The sequence below is a fragment of the Microbacterium deferens genome (genome assembly GCF_045517775.1).
Lineage (GTDB): Bacteria > Actinomycetota > Actinomycetes > Actinomycetales > Microbacteriaceae > Microbacterium.
The window spans coordinates 123,018-139,883 of record NZ_JBEUWT010000004.1; the positions used below are offsets into that span (position 1 = coordinate 123,018).

Sequence of the window (16,866 nt, forward strand, 5' to 3'; positions counted from 1 at the left end):
TCGTCAGACGATCGAGATCGGGTTGAACAGGTCGGCGAGCACCAGGATTCCGCCCATCCCGACCAGCAGCACCACGACGACCAGCGTCACCGGAACGAGCTTGGTCGCATCCACCGGTGTGCTGACGCGGTTGCGAAGACGCGCCCAGAACCGCTTGACGCCGTCCCACAGGGCAACGACCACGTGCCCGCCGTCGAGCGGCAGCAGCGGGATCAGGTTGAACACGAACAGGGCGATGTTCAGCGACGCGAGGAGCTCGAGGATTCCCGCAGCGCGATTCTGGATCGGCGCATCGACCGCGGCGATGTCGCCGGCGAGGCGGCCCGCCCCGACGACGCTCAGCGGTCCATTGGGGTCGCGCTCCTGCCCGGTGAAGAGGTCGACGGCGGTCTCGTAGACCCGCACGGGAAGCTGCGTCATGACACCCGCAACCGCGCCGAGCCGTTCGAAGGTCATCTCGGTACCCACCCACACGGGCTGCGCCACGAGCGCGGTCTGCGCGCCGACGCCGATGAACCCGACCTCCTCGGTCTGCACCGCACCGTCGTCGCCGACGACCGCGCGCCCGAGATCGTCGGTGACGGCGCGAGTGGTCAGCGCCGGGGTGATCGAGAGAGTCTTCTCGACGCCGTCGCGCGAGATCACGATGGGGAGCGCCTGATTCGGCGACTGCTGGATGATGGCCGACGCATCGGCGAACGTCGACACGGGGGTGCCGTCGACCGAGACCAGCACGTCTCCGGGCAGCACCCCGGCCTCGGCGGCGGGAGCCACCGGATCCGACGCGACGCAGTCGGTGCGACCCGCATCTGCCGAGATCACGCATTCGTTGACCGAGGCCAGGGTGGTCGTGGCCGTCTGCACCCCGATGCCGCTCGCGAGAACCGTGAAGATCACGATCGCCAGCAGCAGGTTCATGACCGGGCCGCCCAGCATGATCACGACGCGCTTCCAGACCGGCAGTTTGTAGAAGACGCGGTCTTCGACCCCGACGAGCGTTTCGTCGTTCGCCGCGCGCGCGTCCTGCACCATCGTGGCGAACATCGCGCGCATGCGACCGCGGGGCTTGCCGGCGTCGGCGTCGTCGGAGGACGGCGGATACATGCCGGCCATCGAGATGTAGCCGCCCAGGGGAAGGGCCTTGAACCCGTACTCCGTCTCGCCGATCCGCTTCGACCACAGGGTCGGCCCGAACCCGATCATGTACTGCCCGACGCGGACGCCGAAGAGCTTCGCGGGAACCAGGTGCCCGACCTCGTGCAGCGCGATCGACACAGCCAGTCCCACCACGAGCAGGACGACTCCGACGATGAAGGCAAGGGCGGTCACAGCGATCACCGTACTCCGGCATGTCTTTGAATGGGCCGAGCGTGCCGACCCTTCCCCCGCAGCCGGTCGCACCGTGGCGCGCTAGCCTGGCGGGATGAGCACACGGGCGGCGCGCGCGATCCGCGGCGCCGTGTTCGCGGGCATCGCCACGGTCACGGCCGCTGCCGCCCATACCCTCGGCGGCGGCGCCGCGCCTTCGCCCCTGTTCTGCGCGATCCTCTTCGCCCTCGCCGTTCCCCCGACCACGGCTCTCGCCTCACCGCGACCGGCTCCCGGGCGCGCGGCACTGGCGGTCGGCGCCGGCCAGCTGCTCTTCCACGGAGCCTTCGCCGTGGTGGGCGACATCGGAACCGTGGCGGCGACCGCATACGCGACACGCGGCCATGTGCACGGGGCCGCCTCGACGTGGACGATGGATGCGACGGGGGTCGCCGGCGTCGACATGACGCTCGCCCACGTGCTCGCCGCGATCGTGACGATCGCCCTCGTCTGCCACGGGGAGTCGCTGCTCGCGCGGATCGGCGCCTGGGTCATCCGCCGGGCCTGCGCTGCGGTGGCCGTGCCGTCCGCGTCCGCCGTCCTCCGCCGTGTCGATGCGCTTCCCACCCGACCGCGCGCCCGGGCGGTGCTGCCGCCCGGACTCGGACGCCGAGGACCACCGACCCCTCTCCCGGTCCCCTTCGCCGCCTGAGCGCGGCGTCCCTTCGCTGCGGCATCCGCGGCACCCCCACTTTCGGCGATCGCCGCAGCCGCGTATGCGCGCGGCGTCGCCCGCATCCGAGAGAGAACCATGACTTCCACCACCCGTACCCGCATCCTCGCCGGCGTCGTGCTGGGGGCGGCCCTCGCCGTCGCCGTCCCGCTCGCCGCATCCGCCCACGTGCACGTGACCCCCGAGAACGCGTCGGCCGATGCATCCACGAGCCTCACGTTCTCGTTCAGCCACGGCTGCGACGAGTCGCCCACCACCTCGATGATCATCGACATCCCCGAGGGCGTCACGAACGTCGTGCCCGTCGCCGACGCGAACTGGACGATCGAGCGCGACGTCGCAGACAACGGCACCGTCTCGCGCGTCACCTACTCCGCGGTCGCGCCCGTCGAGAACGGGATCAAGGGCGAGGTGAGCCTCGACGCCCGCTTCAGCGCAGAGCTCGCCGAGACCGACGTCGCCTTCCCCGTCACGCAGGTGTGCGTCACCGGGCAGACCGCGTGGACCGAGGTGGCCGCCGAGGGAGCCGACGAGCCCGAATCGCCCGCACCCATCGTCTCGGTCGGAGCCGTCTCAGCGGGCGGCGACGAGCACGCCGGCCACGGGGCCACGGCGGAGGACGACACCGCTGATGCCGTCGACGCCGCCCCGGCCGCCTCACTGCGCGCCGACCCGACGGCCCTGTGGCTCGGCGGCGCAGGGCTCGCCCTCGGCGCGATCGCCCTGGTCGTCGCGGTGACGGCGCTCGTGCGTCGACGCGCCTGACACACCCGTCACGGCCGCCTCGACACGGGGCGGCCGTGACACCGCGCTCTCGGGAGCCGACGCGCGCGGGTGCGAGAATGGATGCAACATGCCGACCGCTGCCTCGAACCTCCCTCCCGTGCTCCGACCGGAGCACCCGCCCGTCCGTAGCCTCGACGAACTGGCCCGCCGGTTCGCGACGCGCGTCGACGGCGACACGTCCTCGGTCACCCTGACGGGCATCACGCTCGCCACCGCCGACCTGCGGCCCGGCGAGGCCTTCGTGGCCATCCGCGGCGTCAACAGCCACGGCGCCTCCTATGCCGCGACCGCGGCCGAGAAGGGCGCGGTGGCCGTCATCACCGACGATGACGGGTCCCGTCTCGCCGCCGACGCGGGCCTGCCGATCGTCGTGGTCGACGATCCGCGCGCAATGCTGGGCGCGCTCTCGGCCTGGATCTACGGCACCGGGCCCGAAGACGACCTCCCCGTGCTCTTCGCCACGACCGGCACGAACGGCAAGACGAGCGTCTCGCACCTGCTCGAGGGCATCCTCGGCCAGCTCGGCGTCGTGACCGGACTCTCGTCGACGGCCGAACGTCACATCGCGGGCCAGGTCATCGTCTCGCGCCTGACGACCCCCGAAGCATCCGAATTCCACGCCCTCCTCGCCCTCATGCGCGAGCGCGGCGTCGAAGCCGTCGCCGTCGAGGTGAGTGCGCAGGCCCTCAGCCGTCATCGCGTCGACGGAATGCTCTTCGACGTGGCGGCGTTCACGAACCTCTCCCACGACCACCTCGACGACTACGCCGACATGCGCGAGTACTTCGAGGCGAAGCTGCCCCTCTTCCGCGCCGACCGCGCCCGCCGGGCGGTCGTGTCACTCGACTCGGTGTCGGGCCTCGAGGTGCGGGACCGGGCCGAGATCCCCGTCGTGACCATCGCGACCCCCGACATCGCCGAAGACGCGGATGCCGCGTCGGGTGCGGACTGGATCGTCGAGATCGTGGACGAGCGGCAGGATGGCACGCAGTTCCGCCTCCGCGGTCCGGAAGGACGCACACTCACGACGGTCGTGCCCGTGATCGGACGCCACATGGCAGCCAATGCGGGCCTGGCGATCGTCATGATGCTCGAAGCGGGCTACACCTGGGACGCCCTGGTCTCGGCCCTCGACGGCGGCCGCGTCGACGCCTACCTCCCCGGTCGCACGCAGCTCGTCTCGGGCCAGCGCGGTCCCGCCGTCTACGTCGACTTCGGCCACTCCCCCGACGCGTTCGAGAAGACCCTGGCCGCTGTCCGTCGCGTCACACCGGGGCGCGTGCTGATGCTCTTCGGCGCCGACGGAGACCGCGACGCGACCAAACGCCACGACATGGGCCGCACCGCCGTGGAGGGAAGCGACATCCTCGTCGTCACCGACCATCACCCCCGGCACGAGAACCCCGACACCATCCGCGCGACCCTCGTCGAAGGGGCGCGACGCGCACGACCCGACGGCGAGATCCTGGAGTTCTCACCCCCGGAGCGGGCCATCGTCGAGGCCGTCGCACGCGTCGGCGAAGGCGACGCGATCCTCTGGGCGGGCCCGGGGCACCAGGACTACCGAGACATCCGCGGCAGCCGCACCCCGTACTCCGCCCGCGAGCTCGCCCGTCGCGCCCTGCGCGCCGCCGGCTGGCCCGTCGCCGAGCCGCACTGGCCCGTGCCGTACCCCGACGACTCGACGCCGAGCTCCGATCCCGAGCGGCTCTTCGACTCGCGCTGACCAGCGGTGATCAGGATGCTGCGGCGATCGCCCGATCCGCGGCATCCCGAGCCCAGCGCTCCGCGTCGGCGAGCGTCTCGCGGGTGAGTTCGGCGGGCGCCTCGTGCGACTCGACGACACGTTCGATGAGCTCCACGATCCCGGGGAAGGGAAGTCGACCCTCGTGGAACGCGTCGACGGCCTGCTCGTTCGCCGCGTTGAACACCGCGGGATAGGTGCGCCCGGCACGGCCGACGCGCTTCGCGAGAGCGACCGCGGGGAACGCCTCCTCGTCGAGGGGCTCGAACGTCCATGACGTGGCGGTCGTCCAGTCGAGCGGGCGCCCCACGCCGGCGACGCGCTCGGGCCAGTCGAGGCCGAGGGAGATCGGCAGCCGCATGTCGGGTGGCGAGGCCTGGGCGATGGTGGACCCGTCGACGAACTCGACCATCGAGTGCACGATCGACTGCGGGTGCACCACCACGTCGATGCGGTCGTAGGGCACATCGAACAGGAGATGGGCCTCGATGACCTCGAGCCCCTTGTTGACGAGGGTGGCGGAGTTGGTGGTCACCACCCGCCCCATATCCCACGTGGGATGCGCCAGCGCCTCAGCGGGGGTCACCCGCGAGAGCGAGGCACGCGAGCGGCCGCGGAACGGACCTCCCGAGGCCGTCAGCACGAGGCGGCGCACCTCGTCGGCGGTGCCCGAGCGCAGGGCCTGGGCGATCGCCGAGTGCTCCGAGTCGACCGGCACGATCTGGCCGGGAGCGGCGAGCGCCGTGACCAGCGCTCCGCCGACGATCAGCGACTCCTTGTTCGCCAGCGCCAGGGTGCGTCCGCTCTCCAAGGCCGCGAGCGTGGGGCCGAGGCCGACCGACCCGGTGATGCCGTTGAGCACGACGTCGGCGTCCACATCGCGCACCAGCTGCTCGGCCTCGACCGCCCCGAGCGCGGTGTGCTCGACGTCGAACTCTTCCGCCTGAGCGCGCAGACCCGCCCGGTCCGTGCCCGCGGCGAGCCCGACCACCTCGAACCGCCCGGGGTTTGCCCGGATGACGTCGAGTGCCTGAGTGCCGATCGAGCCGGTGGATCCGAGGATGAGAACGCGCCGCATGCGGTCAGCCTACGGCGCGCTCCCCCGACTCAACCGGCGGCAGGCTCGGCGCTGGCGATCTGGAGCACGAACACGAGCGCTTCGCCCGCGAGCGCGTTGCTCGAGGTGCCCGCGACGCCGTAGCCGCACGAGGCCGGCATGGCGACGAGCACGGTCGAGCCGACCGTCTGCCCCTCGAGCGCTGCCTTGAAGCCCGGAACGACGGCGTCGGTCGTGAACGGCGCGGGGTCTTCCGGCGCCCAGGCCGAGTCGAAGGCCGAACCGTCCGACCACTTCAGACCCGAGTAGTAGACCTCGACCGCAGCGCCGGGCTCGACCACAGCGCCGTCGCCCTTCTCGAGAACCTCCACCGAGACCGTCTCCGGAGGCGCCGTCTGCGGAACGGTGACCGTGGGGAGGGCTCCGTCGTTGAGGACCACCGTGGGCGCCTCGCCCGTGAAGTCGCCGGCGACGCACCATTGCGAGGCCGGGGTGGCGTCGAGGATGTCGAGCACGTAGATCTGCGCGCCGCCCTGGTCGCTGGCCGGGAGTGTCGCAACGACGCGCGAACCGACCGGGGAGCATCCGAACAGCTGCGCGAGCACGCTGTCGGAGGTGATCTGCTGCGGCTGAAGGGGGGTGTCGGCGTACCCTGCGCTACCGAGCTGCTCGCCCGAGGCCGCGTCGAAGGCCGTCAGCGCGTAGGAGAGGTAATCGCCGTCGGCGATCTCGGCGCCGTCGCCCTCGCTGACCACCGTGCGCTCGACACCGGGCACCTCGAGGGGCGATGAGAAGGACGCGGTAGCCTCGGCACCGAAATCACCATCGACGGTCACACCATCGGACGCGGCGCCCGACGGCGCGGCGGCGGCACACAGACCGGTGCCCGCGCTGGCGGTATCGGTCGCATCCGGAGTAGAGCCCCCCGCGCACCCCGCGAGAAGGAGCACCGCTGCGGCGGCGACGGACAGGGAGGCGATCGGACGGAAGCGCACAGGAGACCTCTCGGCAGACGAAGGGGAACCACACCATCCTTCCGCATCGCGCCTTTGCCCGCGCTGTGAACCCCATGCCCGAGTGCGCATGGAATCCGGAGTAGCCTCGTTGGGTGACTCCCGACGACGATTCCGCGCGCGCCGAGGAAGAAGCATCCGCACCCGTCACGCGGATGGGTGCCACCTACGCGCTCGGCCGTTTCGTGCTGGCTCCGCTCGCTCGGCTGGTCTACCGGCCCCGCGTCGAAGGCCGCGCGAACGTGCCGCGCACCGGCCCCGTGATCTTCGCGAGCAACCATCTGTCGTTCATCGACTCGATCGCGATTCCCGTCGCCGCGCCGCGCCCCGTGCACTTCATGGCGAAGTCGAGCTACTTCGACCGCTGGGCCTCGCGACAGTTCTTCACGGCGATCGGCGCGATCGCCGTGCAGCGCGGCGCGGGCCAAGCGGCCCTCGACGCCCTCGACCAGCAGCGCAAGATCCTCGACGACGGCCGCGCGGTGGCGCTCTACCCCGAGGGCACCCGCTCGCTCGACGGCCGCCTCTACAAAGGCCGCACGGGAGTGGCGTTCCTCGCGCTGCAGACCGGCGCCCCCGTCGTTCCCGTCGGCCTCATCGGTACGGACGTCGTCATGCCCGTCGGGGCCCGCATGCCGTCGGTGAGCGAGCGGATCACCGTGCGGTTCGGTGAGCCGCTCGATCTGTCCCGCCACGGTGCGGCGACATCGGGGCGCGCCCGCCGCGGAGCGACCGACGAGATCATGGCGGCCATCCACGCCCTCTCCGGCCAGGAGCTCGCGGGCGTCTACAACGAGGTGCCGGCGCAGAACCCGATCGAGCGGATCAAGCGCGCCCTCCCCTTCGAACGCCTCTGAACAGACGTTCACGTCGGTGCTCTTGACACACCGACCGGTGCGCGGGAGATTCTCCCCAGGCCCGCGCATCGGTGCGCGCGGCGAACAGAGGAGTCATCGTGAAGAAGTTCATCAACGACCCGGCGGATGTGCTGGCGGAGGCTCTGCGCGGCATCCAGGCGGCGCACCCCGATCTGCGCGTCGATCTCGACGATCGCGTGATCTACCGGGCTGACGCGACGCGGGCCGGGAAGGTCGCCCTGGTCTCGGGAGGCGGGTCGGGGCACGAGCCTATGCACGGCGGGTTCGTCGGAGTCGGGATGCTCGACGCCGCGTGCGCCGGTGAGGTGTTCACCTCGCCCACGCCCGACCAGATGCTCGCCGCGACGAAAGCGGTCGATTCGGGGGCGGGCGTGCTCCACATCGTGAAGAACTACACCGGCGACGTGCTGAACTTCGAGATGGCGGCAGAGCTCGCCGCCGCCGAGGGCATCAGGGTCGAGTCGGTGGTCGTCGCCGACGACGTCGCCGTGCAGGACTCGCTCTACACCGCCGGCCGCCGCGGCGTCGGCACCACCGTGGTGTTGGAGAAGATCGTCGGGGCGGCCGCCGAAGAGGGCGCCGATCTCGACGCGATCGTGGCTCTCGCGCAGAGGGTCAGCGACAACGGACGCTCGATGGGAGTCGCACTGACCAGCTGCACGGTTCCCGCCGCGGGCAAGCCCACGTTCGATCTCCCCGAGGACGAGATGGAGGTCGGCATCGGCATCCACGGCGAGCCGGGCCGCCGCCGGGTCCCCCTGGCCTCGGCCGCTGAGATCGCCAAGCTCCTCGTCGACCCGATCCTCGCCGACTTCGATGCCACCGGACCGGCGATCGTGCTGCTCTCGGGGCTCGGCGGCACTCCCCTCATCGAGCAGTACCTCATGTACGGCGAGATCGCGCCGCTTCTCGAGCAGGGCGGCGTCGAGGTCAAGCGTTGCCTGGTCGGCGACTACATCACGAGCCTCGACATGGCCGGGATCGCGCTGACCGTCGTGAAGGCCGACGACGAACTCCTGCGACTGTGGGACGCGCCCGTGGTCACCCCCGGCCTGCGATGGGGTGCGTGACGTGGCGGGGGATGCGAGCACCCACGACCTGATCGTCTGGATCGAGCGCTTCCACGACCTCGTGCGAGAGCATCAGGCTGAGCTCACCGAACTCGACTCCGTGATCGGAGACGCCGACCACGGGTCGAATCTCGCACGTGGGATGGATGCCGTCGTCGCCAAGGTCCGGGCGGACGCCCCGACCACGCCCGCCGATCTGTTCAAGACCGTCGGGATGACGCTCGTCTCCACCGTCGGAGGGGCGAGCGGCCCGCTCTACGGCACCTTCTTCCTGCGATTCGGCGGGTCTGCCGGGGCGTCCGAATCGCTCGACGCCACCGCTCTCGGCGCTGCGTTGCGCGCCGGGCTCGACGGCGTCGTCGCGCGCGGAAAGGCGGCGCCGGGCGACAAGACGATGATCGACGCGCTCACACCCGCCGCCGATGCCTGGGACACCGCGGCGGAGGGCGGAGCCTCCCCCCGTGACGCGGCGATCGCGGCACGGGATGCTGCGCGGGAAGGGCGGGACGCCACCATCCCGCTCGTCGCGCGGAAGGGCCGGGCGAGCTATCTCGGCGAGCGCAGCGCCGGGCACCTCGATCCCGGTGCAGCCTCGACGACGCTGTTGATCGAGGCCCTCTCCGACGCGTTGACGACGCCATGATCGGCATCGTCGTCGTCTCGCACAGCGACGCCCTCGCTCGCGCGGCGGTCGATCTCGCCCTGCAGATGGGCGGAGACGCTCCCCCGACGATCGAGATCGCCGCCGGCGTCGACGGCGGTTTCGGCACCGACGCGGTCGCGATCGCGGCGGCGATCGACCGGGCGTCGGGCGAGGACGGCGTGCTCGTCGTCATGGATCTGGGCTCGGCGATCCTCAGCACCGAGATGGCGACGGAGTTCGCCTCCTCGACCGGGCGCGTCGTGTTGAGTCCCGCGCCGTTCGTCGAGGGACTCATCGCCGCCGTCGTGCTCGCGGCCGCCGGAGCCGATCTCGACACCGTCGCCGCTGAGGCCCGGGAAGCCCTCTCGGCCAAGCACGATCAGCTCGGCCCGCCCGAGCCGGCCGCTGCGGACCTGTCGCAGGAGGCGCCGGCGGACGCAGCATCCGAGGAGCATTTCGACGCGGTGATCGACAACCCCTCCGGACTCCACGCCCGTCCTGCGGCGCTGTTCGTGAAGGCGGCGAGCCGGCACGACGCGATCGTCGAACTCGCCGACCTGGATCGCGGGGGCCCGCCCGTCCCGGGCCGCAGTCTCATCGCGCTCATGGCGCTCGGGGTGCGACCCGGAACCCGGGTGCGCGTCAGCGCGAGCGGCCCGGAGGCGCGCGCTGCCCTCGACGAGCTTCGTGCGCTCGTCGAAGACGGCTTCGGCGAGCGCTGACTCAGCGCCCGACGATGGCGAGCAGACGTCGCGCGAGGGTCTCCTCGACGACGAGCTCGGTGATGATCCCCGCCGCGAGCGCCCCGCGGAGGGCGTCGAGCTTCGACAGGCTCGATACGACGCAGAAGCGGGTCGGGATGCGCCGCACGCTCTCCAGGTCGGGCCCGCTCGATCGGGCGTTCAGATCGATGCCGTCGCTCGATCCGTCGAGCCGGTAGAACACCGTCGCGCAGTCGCCGACGACGCCGGCACGCTCGATCGCGCGAAGGTCGATGTCGTCGAAGTAGTCGCCGGAGTAGACGTGCGAGGGCACCTCCGCGTGCGGTGATCCGAGGCCGAACACGAACACGCTCACACGCTCCTGCATGTCGAGCACCGCCCGGATCGACCTCTCACGCCACATGGCGTCCTTGGTGAGCGGGTCGTCGAACAGTGCGGGGACGGGGAACTGGTGCACCGACGCCGAGAGGGCCGACCCGAACCGGTCGAGGATCTCCCCGGCATACGGGATCCCCGACGTCCGCACGTTCGCCGCCCCGTTCATCTGCACGATGTGGCTGTCGTGGGTGACCTTCGCCTGCAGGTGTCGTCCCACCACCGACAGGGTCGCGCCCCAGGCGACACCGATTGTCATCGACGAATCGAGCCGGTGCGCGAGAATCCGTGCAGCCGACAAGGCGGTTCTTTCCAGGCGGTCGGCCTCGCTGATGCGCTCCGGCGTCGGCACGACGTGGGCGATGACCCCGAACCGCTCCGCGAGCCGGCGCTCGACGAGGCTCCGCGCGTCCTGCGGTGAGTGGACGTTGATGGTCACGAGCCCGACATCGCGCGCGTGGGCGAGCATTCTCGACACCGACGAGCGCGAAACGCGCATTTCATGGGCGATCGCGTCCATCGTGAGGTCCTGAAGGTAGTAGAGCTGGGCGGCGCGCAGCGCGTCCTGCTCGCGGCTGGCCGCAGCATCCGTCGACATCATTGACTCCTGGCGTCGGGCCGCACGACCCGATTCTCCCCTAGTTTGCACATTCGTGCACGACGGTTGCAAGGACGTTCAATCGGGGGCAGGCTGTCGCATGTACCTCACGAAAGGCCTACAAGTGACTACGTCGACGCCGACCACTCCCGTCCGCCAGGACGTCCAGACCCTCCGTGACCGCGGGGAGGTGGATGTACTCATCATCGGCGGCGGCATCAACGGCCTCGCCACCCTCCGCGACCTCGCGCTCCAGGGCGTGAGCGTCGCACTCGTCGAGCGCGGCGACTTCGTCTCGGGAGCATCCTCCGCGTCCAGCCACATGGTGCACGGCGGAATCCGCTACCTCGAGAACGGCGAGTTCCGTCTCGTCAAGGAGGCGGTGACCGAGCGCAACGACCTGCTGAAGACCGCCCCGCACTACGTGCGACCGCTGCAGACGACGATCCCCGTCTACAAGACGTTCTCGGGCATCATCTCGGCGCCGTTCCGCCTCCTGATCACGCACGGTCGCGGCAAGCCCAACGAGCGCGGGGCCGTGCTCATCAAGATCGGCCTGGTCATCTACGACACCTTCTCGCGCAGCGGCGGCACGGTTCCCCGCCACAAGTTCGTCGGCCGGAAGAAGTCGCTCGCCGAGTTCCCCGAGATGAACCCGGCGCTGAAGTACACGGCGACCTACTACGACGCATCGATGCACGACCCCGAGCGCCTCGCACTCGACGTGCTGCACGACGGCATCGTCGCCGGCGAGGGCCGCGCGACGGCCGTGAACTACGTCTCGGCCGTGGGCTCGGGCGACGGCGCGGTGCGCGTGCGCGACGAGCTGTCGGGCGAGGAGTTCGACGTCCGCGCCAAGGTCGTCGTCAACGCGAGCGGCCCCTGGACCGACCTCACGAACGGAGCGATCGGAACGGCGTCGACCTACATGGGCGGCACCAAGGGCTCCCACGTCGTGCTCGAGAACGAAGAGCTCCTCGCCGCCACCAAGGGCCGCGAGATCTTCTTCGAGCACTCCGACGGCCGCATCGTGCTCATCTACCCGCTCAAGGGCCGCGTGCTCGTCGGCACCACCGACATCGACGCCGATCCCGCGAAGCCCGTCGTGACCACCGATGCCGAGATCGACTACTTCTTCGACCTCATCGGCCACGTGTTCCCGAAGATCGAGGTGAACCGCTCTCAGATCGTCTACACCTTCTCGGGCATCCGCCCGCTCCCCCGCCACGACGACACCGCACCCGGCTTCGTCTCGCGTGACTACCGCATCGTGCAGGACTCGCAGGGCGGTCTCCCCGTGCTCAGCCTCGTCGGCGGCAAGTGGACCACGTTCCGCGCACTCGCCGAGCACCTGAGCACCAAGACCCTCGAGCTCCTCGGCCGCTCGCACCGCATCGGCACCGCCGGGCTCCCGATCGGCGGCGGCGCGGGCTTCCCGCGCAGCGTCTCGGCCCGCAAGCGCTGGGCGCAGTCGCACGCGGCCGGGCACTCGCCCGAGGTCGTGGAGCGCATGCTGTCGCGCTACGGCACCCGGGCGACCGAGGTGCTGGCGGCACTGCCCGTCGACGCCACCCCGCTCGAGAACGCGCCGGGCTACTTCCGCGAAGAACTCGCCTACGTCGCGGCGAACGAGCAGGTCGTGCACCTCATCGACGTCCTGCTGCGCCGCACCGACATCGCGTTCGTGGGCGGCATGACCGCACGCACGCTGCGCGAGGTCGCCGAGGCGGTCGCTGCGCCCCTGGGCTGGGACGCCGATCGCACCGATGAAGAGATCGCGGCCGCCACGGACATCCTCCGCACGGCCCACCGAGTGGAGTTCGAGGAGGTCGACACCGCGCGCGCCTGACAACGATGCCGGGCGCACGACAGGTGCGCCCGGCTCGCCGAGCCTCTAGGTTCCAGATACGGTCACCGCGGCCGTGCGATCTCGCGAAAAGCGGCCTCGCTAGCGAAAGGTCAATGACGACATGCAAGAAGTAAATCTGGGGTTGTACTTCCTCTCTGAGACCGTCGGCACCGCGATGCTCATCCTGCTGGGATGCGGCGTCGTCGCCAACGTCGCTCTCGCCAAGACCAAGGGCAATGCCGGCGGGTTCCTGATGGTCAACTGGGGCTGGGGGCTCGCGGTGTTCGCGGGTGTCATCGTCTCCGCCTACTCGGGCGCGCAGCTGAACCCCGCCGTCTCCATCGGTCTGCTCGTTCACGGCGACATCACCATCGGACAGTTCTTCGTCGCCATCGCCGCCCAGCTGATCGGTGCCATCCTCGGTGCCATCCTGGCCTGGGCCGCGTACAAGCAGCACTTCGACGACGAGCCCGACCCCGCCAACAAGCTGGGCGTCTTCTCGACCGGTCCCGCCATCCGCTCGTACGGCTGGAACCTCCTCACCGAGATCATCGCGACCTTCGTGCTGGTGTTCGTGATCTTCGGCTTCCGCGATTACGGTGTGGCCGACATCGGCACGCCGGGCGGCCTCGGCGGCCTCGCGGCCGTGCCCGTGGCGCTGCTCGTGGTCGGTATCGGCGCCTCCCTCGGTGGTCCGACGGGCTACGCGATCAACCCGGCCCGTGACCTCGGGCCCCGCATCGCTCACGCCATCCTGCCCATCAAGGGCAAGGGTACGAGCGACTGGTCCTACTCGTGGGTGCCGGTCGTCGGCCCGCTCATCGGAGGCACGCTCGCCGGTCTTCTCGCGCCGGTGCTGCTGGGCCTCGCCGCATAACGCTCGGATGCTGCCGCGCCCACGTCGTGCGGCAGCATCCGCCCCTTCGTATTCCTCTTTCCCGCACATTCCTCAACAGACAAGGAAGTCCACGTAATGGCTGATTACGTCCTCGCCATCGACCAGGGCACGACCTCGAGCCGCGCCATGATCTTCGACAAGAAGGGAAGCGTCATCTCGGTCGGGCAGAAAGAGCACGAGCAGATCTTCCCGAAGGCAGGCTGGGTCGAGCACGATCCCGCCGAGATCTGGCGCAACGTCCAGGAGGTCGTCGGCCTCGCACTCGCCAAGGCCGACATCACCCGCCACGACCTCGCCGCGATCGGCATCACGAACCAGCGCGAGACGGCGGTGGTGTGGGACAAGAACACCGGCAAGCCCGTCTACAACGCCATCGTCTGGCAGGACACCCGCACCCAGCCGATCGTCGACCGCCTCGCCGCCGACGGCGGCGTCGAGCGGTTCAAGGAGATCGTGGGCCTCCCCCTGGCGACCTACTTCTCGGGTACGAAGATCGTCTGGATCCTCGAGAACGTCGACGGCGCCCGCGAGAAGGCGGAAGCCGGCGATCTCATCTTCGGCACCACCGACACCTGGGTGCTGTGGAACCTCACCGGAGGCATCGACGGCGGCGTGCACGCCACCGACGTCACCAACGCCAGCCGCACGCTGTTCATGGACCTCGAGACCCTCTCGTGGCGCGACGACATCCTCGAGACCTTCGGCGTGCCGCGCTCGATGATGCCCGAGATCCGTTCGTCCTCCGAGGTGTACGGCACCGCCGAGTCGTCGTCGCTGCTGCGCGAGACCCCGGTCGCCGGCATCCTCGGCGACCAGCAGGCGGCCACGTTCGGCCAGGCGGCGTACGACGCGGGTGAGAGCAAGAACACCTACGGAACCGGCAACTTCCTCATCTTCCAGACCGGCGAGGAGATCGTCCGCTCGAAGAACGGTCTGCTCACCACGCTCGGATACAAGCTCGGCGACGGTCCGGCCCACTACGCGCTCGAGGGATCGATCGCGGTGACCGGTTCGCTCATCCAGTGGCTGCGCGACCAGCTCGGCATCATCTCGAGCGCCCCCGAGGTAGAGGCCCTCGCCCGCACGGTCGACGACAACGGCGGCGTGTACTTCGTGCCGGCGTTCTCCGGCCTGTTCGCCCCGTACTGGCGCCCCGACGCCCGCGGCGCGATCGTCGGCATGACGCGGTTCGTGAACAAGGGCCACATCGCGCGTGCAGCCCTCGAGGCGACGGCGTTCCAGACGCGCGAGGTGCTGGAGGCCGTCAACGCCGACTCGGGCGTCGACCTCACCGAGCTCAAGGTCGACGGCGGCATGACCGCCAACGACGAGCTGATGCAGTTCCAGGCCGACATCCTCGGCGTGCCGGTCGTCCGGCCGGTCGTCGCCGAGACGACCGCGCTCGGCGCCGCGTACGCGGCCGGTCTCGCGGTCGGGTTCTGGGACAACCTCGACGACCTCCGCGCGAACTGGCAGGAAGACAAGCGCTGGGAGCCGAACCTCGACGAGGACGAGCGGGCCCGCCAGATCCGCCTGTGGAAGAAGGCCGTCACGAAGTCGATGGACTGGGTCGACGAGGACGTGCGCTGACCCCGCCCCCTACCACGTCCGCGAGACTTCATCCTGGGCTCGAGACTGCGACCGACGTTCGCAGTCTCGTAGCCAGGATGAAGTCTCGCGGTCGTTAGGGGGCGGCGACGAGGATGGTCGGCTCGTGACGCACGGGAAAGTTCACCGAGTTCGCGATGAAGCACCACTCGCGGGCCTGCGCGTGTGCGGCGGTCGCCGCATCCGTCATGGATGCGTCGGCCACCGTCACGCGGGGCCGGAGGGTCACTCCGGTGAACGCTCCCCCGCCCTTGCCGTCTTCCAGAAGAGTCGCCGTCGCATCGTCCTCATAGCCCACGACGACGACACCGACCTTCACGCAGGCGTAGAGGTAGGACAGTAGATGGCACTCGCTGAGCGATGCGAGCAGGAGGTCCTCCGGATTCCACCTCTCGGGATCCCCCCGGAAGGGCACGTCGGCGGAAGCCAGGAGCGCCGGCTTCCCCTCGACGTCGATGGTCACGCTGCGGTCGTAATCGCGGTATCCGCTGGTGCCGGTGCCGCGGTCGCCGGTCCACCGCGCACGGAGACGGTAGGTGTGCTCGCCGTTCATGCAGTCATTCTGACACCGGGCTGCGCTCAGTAGACTGGAGGGATGCCATCGAGCCCTGCAGACGTCGTCGAGCTTGCCGTCGTCGAGCGCGGCGGGTTCATCGAATCCCGTCACCTCGGGCGCGCGGTCGTGCTCTCCCCCGACGGCTCGGTGGTCGACGCGCTGGGTGACACCGCCGCACCCTTCCTGCCGCGCTCGAGCATGAAACCGCTCCAGGCGCTCGCGTGCTTGTCGGCCGGTGCGCCGCTCGCCGGCGAGAGTCTCGCGTTGGCCATGGCCAGCCACGCCGGCACCGAGCGTCATGTCGCGGGCGTGCGCGAGATCTTGAGTGCGGCCGGTCTCGGCGAGAACGACCTCGGCTGCCCGCCCTCCTACCCCGGCGACACCGCCTCGCGCGACGAGCTGGTGCGCGAGCATCTCGAACCCTCGCGCATCTGCATGACCTGCTCCGGCAAGCACGCCGCCATGCTGCTCGCGTGCTCGACCAACGGGTGGGACCCGGCGACCTATCTCGACCCCGCCCATCCGCTGCAGACACACATCCGCGAGGTGATCGAGCGCCTCACCGGCGAGCGGATCACCACGACCGTCGTCGACGGTTGCGGTGCTCCGGTCCACGCCATGACCCTCGCCGGCCTCGCGCGAGCCGTGCACCGCATCGGCACGTCGTCGGAGCGATCGCCCTTCGCCCTGCACCGCAGCGCTGCGACACTCGTGCGCGCGGTTCGCGAGAACGCCTGGGCGATCGACGGCCCCGGCCGCCCCGACACGATCGTCATCGAACGTCTGGGCGTCTTCGCCAAGAGCGGCGCCGAGGGGATCATGGTGATGGTCGCCCCCGACGGCACGACCGTCGCCCTCAAGGTGCTCGACGGCAGCGGCCGGGTGGGCACCGCGGTCGCTCTGCGCCTGCTCGAGCGGGCGGGTGCCCTGCCGTCGAACGACGTGGCGCTGACTCTTCGCTCCCTCCCCCTCGCCGTCTACGGCGGAACGAAGGTCGTCGGCAGCATCCGCGCCGCGTTCTGAGGCCG

Annotated in this window: 16 protein-coding genes; 11 read left to right on the top strand and 5 right to left on the bottom strand. The window is 70.3% G+C overall.

Annotated elements, in window-relative coordinates:
- Nucleotides 1–3: 3 nt before the first annotated feature.
- Complete coding sequence (locus ABTU82_RS14355) at nt 4–1,329, bottom strand: M50 family metallopeptidase (protein WP_407173920.1); 1,326 nt, start codon at nt 1,327–1,329, stop codon at nt 4–6.
- Nucleotides 1,330–1,423: 94 nt separating this feature from the next.
- On the opposite strand from ABTU82_RS14355, the gene ABTU82_RS14360 reads away from it, so the two are divergent.
- From ABTU82_RS14360 to ABTU82_RS14370, 3 genes are all read left to right on the top strand, one after another.
- A complete protein-coding gene (locus tag ABTU82_RS14360) occupies nt 1,424–2,020 on the top strand; it encodes a hypothetical protein (protein WP_407173921.1) in 597 nt (198 codons plus the stop codon).
- Between the two features lie 99 nt (nt 2,021–2,119).
- Nucleotides 2,120–2,806 (top strand): DUF1775 domain-containing protein, encoded by a 687-nt coding sequence (locus tag ABTU82_RS14365; RefSeq protein ID WP_407173922.1) that lies wholly within the window; start codon nt 2,120–2,122, stop codon nt 2,804–2,806.
- Between the two features lie 88 nt (nt 2,807–2,894).
- Nucleotides 2,895–4,553, top strand: a complete 1,659-nt coding sequence (locus tag ABTU82_RS14370) for a Mur ligase family protein (protein WP_407173923.1) — start codon at nt 2,895–2,897, stop codon at nt 4,551–4,553.
- A 10-nt stretch (nt 4,554–4,563) separates the two neighbouring features.
- On the opposite strand, the gene dxr is transcribed toward ABTU82_RS14370, so the two are convergent.
- The gene (gene dxr / locus ABTU82_RS14375) at nt 4,564–5,649 is read right to left on the bottom strand and encodes a 1-deoxy-D-xylulose-5-phosphate reductoisomerase (protein ID WP_116647405.1); all 1,086 of its coding nucleotides are present in this window, start codon (nt 5,647–5,649) and stop codon (nt 4,564–4,566) included.
- Between the two features lie 29 nt (nt 5,650–5,678).
- Nucleotides 5,679–6,623 (bottom strand): FKBP-type peptidyl-prolyl cis-trans isomerase, encoded by a 945-nt coding sequence (locus ABTU82_RS14380; protein WP_165817954.1) that lies wholly within the window; start codon nt 6,621–6,623, stop codon nt 5,679–5,681.
- 173 nt (nt 6,624–6,796) lie between these two features.
- Here ABTU82_RS14380 and ABTU82_RS14385 point away from each other — a divergent pair, with 173 nt between their 5' ends.
- From ABTU82_RS14385 to dhaM, 4 genes are all read left to right on the top strand, one after another.
- Entirely contained in the window at nt 6,797–7,498 is a 702-nt protein-coding gene (locus tag ABTU82_RS14385; protein ID WP_116647407.1) for a lysophospholipid acyltransferase family protein, read from the top strand.
- A 98-nt stretch (nt 7,499–7,596) separates the two neighbouring features.
- On the top strand, nt 7,597–8,589 hold the full coding sequence (gene dhaK, locus ABTU82_RS14390) for a dihydroxyacetone kinase subunit DhaK (protein WP_116647408.1): 993 nt from the start codon (nt 7,597–7,599) through the stop codon (nt 8,587–8,589).
- Nucleotide 8,590: 1 nt separating this feature from the next.
- Nucleotides 8,591–9,232, top strand: coding sequence for a dihydroxyacetone kinase subunit DhaL (gene dhaL, locus ABTU82_RS14395; RefSeq protein WP_116647641.1), 642 nt, complete (start codon nt 8,591–8,593; stop codon nt 9,230–9,232).
- Nucleotides 9,229–9,954, top strand: coding sequence for a dihydroxyacetone kinase phosphoryl donor subunit DhaM (gene dhaM, locus ABTU82_RS14400; RefSeq protein WP_407173924.1), 726 nt, complete (start codon nt 9,229–9,231; stop codon nt 9,952–9,954). The genes dhaL and dhaM overlap by 4 nt, the downstream gene beginning before the upstream one ends.
- 1 nt (nt 9,955) lies before the next feature.
- Here the strand turns inward: dhaM and ABTU82_RS14405 are convergent, their stop codons facing one another.
- Nucleotides 9,956–10,927, bottom strand: coding sequence for a sugar-binding transcriptional regulator (locus tag ABTU82_RS14405; RefSeq protein ID WP_116647410.1), 972 nt, complete (start codon nt 10,925–10,927; stop codon nt 9,956–9,958).
- Nucleotides 10,928–11,051: 124 nt separating this feature from the next.
- Here ABTU82_RS14405 and ABTU82_RS14410 point away from each other — a divergent pair, with 124 nt between their 5' ends.
- From ABTU82_RS14410 to glpK, 3 genes are all read left to right on the top strand, one after another.
- Complete coding sequence (locus ABTU82_RS14410) at nt 11,052–12,776, top strand: glycerol-3-phosphate dehydrogenase/oxidase (RefSeq protein WP_240606862.1); 1,725 nt, start codon at nt 11,052–11,054, stop codon at nt 12,774–12,776.
- A gap of 121 nt (nt 12,777–12,897) precedes the next feature.
- Complete coding sequence (locus ABTU82_RS14415; protein ID WP_116647412.1) at nt 12,898–13,653, top strand: MIP/aquaporin family protein; 756 nt, start codon at nt 12,898–12,900, stop codon at nt 13,651–13,653.
- 96 nt (nt 13,654–13,749) lie between these two features.
- Nucleotides 13,750–15,264: a glycerol kinase GlpK gene (gene glpK / locus ABTU82_RS14420; RefSeq protein WP_407173925.1), complete on the top strand. Its 1,515-nt coding sequence runs from the start codon at nt 13,750–13,752 to the stop codon at nt 15,262–15,264.
- A 94-nt stretch (nt 15,265–15,358) separates the two neighbouring features.
- On the opposite strand, the gene ABTU82_RS14425 is transcribed toward glpK, so the two are convergent.
- Entirely contained in the window at nt 15,359–15,835 is a 477-nt protein-coding gene (locus ABTU82_RS14425; RefSeq protein WP_407173926.1) for an OsmC family protein, read from the bottom strand.
- 42 nt (nt 15,836–15,877) lie between these two features.
- Between ABTU82_RS14425 and ABTU82_RS14430 the strand changes: the two genes are divergently transcribed.
- On the top strand, nt 15,878–16,861 hold the full coding sequence (locus ABTU82_RS14430) for an asparaginase (RefSeq protein ID WP_116647415.1): 984 nt from the start codon (nt 15,878–15,880) through the stop codon (nt 16,859–16,861).
- Nucleotides 16,862–16,866: the final 5 nt, after the last annotated feature.